Origin of the sequence: Caballeronia arationis (assembly GCF_001544975.2) — a bacterium.
In the GTDB taxonomy this organism is placed as follows: domain Bacteria; phylum Pseudomonadota; class Gammaproteobacteria; order Burkholderiales; family Burkholderiaceae; genus Caballeronia; species Caballeronia arationis.
This window is the reverse complement of record NZ_FCOG02000378.1, coordinates 1-2,039: the sequence shown is the minus strand read 5'-3', so window position 1 is coordinate 2,039 and position 2,039 is coordinate 1. Positions and strand designations below refer to the sequence as shown.

The following is a 2,039-nucleotide window of genomic DNA, read 5'->3' as shown; positions in this document are numbered from 1 at the left end:
CGTGGAAACCTTGTTCTTTTTGCCGTGGAATCGGCATTCACTTTGCCGTGGAATTCGTGTTCTTTTTGCCGTGGAATTCCTGTTTACTTTAGCGTGGAATATTCACCCATCGTCGTTTTGGCCGAAGTTGCGACGAAAGCAAGCAGCATCGATCTTGCGTGTACGCGGTGCAGCAGACGCGGCCGTTGTCGACTATCGCGGCTCGTCAAGCAGTTTGGTGGACACTTCGGATGACGGACGTTGGCGCGGGACTGGCGAACTGCACGAACCGAAACGCGACGTCGCACGGCGAACGGTGCGATGTGTGTTTTTTCCGGGGCTTGTGGCGATCCTGGAGGGCAGCGATTAAACGCGCTGCGGATGCGTCGCGCGTGTACGTTGAAGCTGTGACCTCCTGTGAAAAAGCACATGGCTAGAAAGCCATTCCGATAATCGATCCTACCGCTTTGAGGGTCGATGAATCACTCGCTCGAATTTAAGGCGCGGGCCTTTCTCAATAACAATCACGCTGTCATAGAAATGCATTCCCTGTATCTTGTCGAATTGTGATATGAGTGCAGGCGGTACCCGTGGCCCATCGATCGGTCCAACGCCGATTGCATACCGGGTATGTTTGGAGCTCATTACATCGATCACATCTTTGCAGAATTCAGTAAAGCTGTGAGGATTCTTGTAGCCACCGTCTGAAACTCTCGCATTGAAATAGTATGAGGTGTGCGTATCCTCACACCAATAGGTGCCGCCGTCCTTGAGCAACCCATAGGTGCAAAGCAGGCTAACGATTTGATGCGAATTTTCGTGTGATCCATCGTCCATGACAATATCGAAAAACTCGCGCTTATCGCGGAAATTCAAATCCCAAAATGCGTGGCTTCCCTGGTCACCAATGTGGATCTTCAGATAATCCGTCTCAGCGCATTGCGGGGCAATGTCGACTCCATGAATTGAGGTTCCCTCACCAAAATACTTGCGCCACATTTCTGCGCTGCCGCCGTACTGGCAGCCAATCTCAAGGATGCGCGGACTGCGGCCCACGTACTTTTTCAAATGTCGCTCGCACAACTCAAAATAATGCTCGAATTTGTCACACTGTAAAGTTAAATTATCGAATATCTCCTTTAACACCGTATTACCATTGGTAGCTTCCTTGACCTGCTCAGCGGCTTCGGCGTCATGCCGCGCCTTTGTTGCCAGCAGATTATCGAATATCTCTTTTATCATAAGATTACCATCCCGAGAATTGTGAAGGTTGGCTGATTCAAGTTGACACCGGCGTAACCTTGTCGGAGTTATCGATAGTAGTCGTCTCAGTTTCGGCGGACGAAATATTTATTTCGGACGTGATCCACGCCCTGATGCGTCAGCACGACTACTTGCGGCAGTGCACGTCGTGCCGGCCGAGTGAGTCCTAAGCGTCTTCATACAGCCCCTTTTCGCGTGCGCGTCGACCGACTTGCCAACGACTCGCAAAGCCGACCGGAAAAAGCGTGTGTCCCCGCCTATGAAGGATAGCAGTTGGCGTCGCGGACTTGCGCGGAAAGACAAAGATGGGGTTTCCTGCCAGTTAGGTTTCGAAGCGAGTTGCCAGCGGCGGAAAATCGTCTATCCTGCATTTGTAATCTCGACAAGGTCCATTGATCGGAAGACTTCACCCACCGATGGCCCCTGGTCGTTTGGCCACTTCCAGCTTGAGGTTGGCGACAAACTATCGGCACGTTCTCGTCATCTTGCTCTCTGTCCTCGTAGATTCCGGATTGTCCTCCTATCAACATCTCCGAGGAAATTAGATCACTACAGTCGAACCCATGGGTCGGAACTTACATTTGCTGCTGACGTTTCGCGAACCAGTCTTTCAAAATGAGCCGAGCTTGGGATAAAACTTGAGCGAATGGCACCCCCCACGTCGGAAGAGCGGAGTAAATGCCCAAGCTCGGCCACGAATTGACCGCACTCTTTCGCGCAAGAAGGCGAGACGAATAGGATACGAGAGGCCTATCGAGGTAAGTCGGGTGGGCGCCGTAGCTATCGATGAACGGCCA

At 51.8% G+C, this 2,039-nt stretch carries 2 protein-coding genes; one reads left to right on the top strand and one right to left on the bottom strand.

Translation table 11 applies throughout. The annotated features are described in order from the left end of the window. The coding region (locus AWB81_RS46255; protein ID WP_159939032.1) for a hypothetical protein at nucleotides 1-349 on the top strand (349 nt) is incomplete at its 5' end. Nucleotides 350-438: 89 nt separating this feature from the next. Here the strand turns inward: AWB81_RS46255 and AWB81_RS42390 are convergent. After that, nucleotides 439-1,221, bottom strand: a complete 783-nt coding sequence (locus AWB81_RS42390) for a class I SAM-dependent methyltransferase (protein ID WP_062644505.1) — start codon at nucleotides 1,219-1,221, stop codon at nucleotides 439-441. Nucleotides 1,222-2,039 lie beyond the last annotated feature (818 nt).

Bases quoted from the DNA above. Each gene is read 5' to 3' on its own strand.
- AWB81_RS42390 (WP_062644505.1), bottom strand. From the start codon at position 1,221: ATGATAAAAGAGATATTCGATAATCTGCTGGCAACAAAGGCGCGGCAT.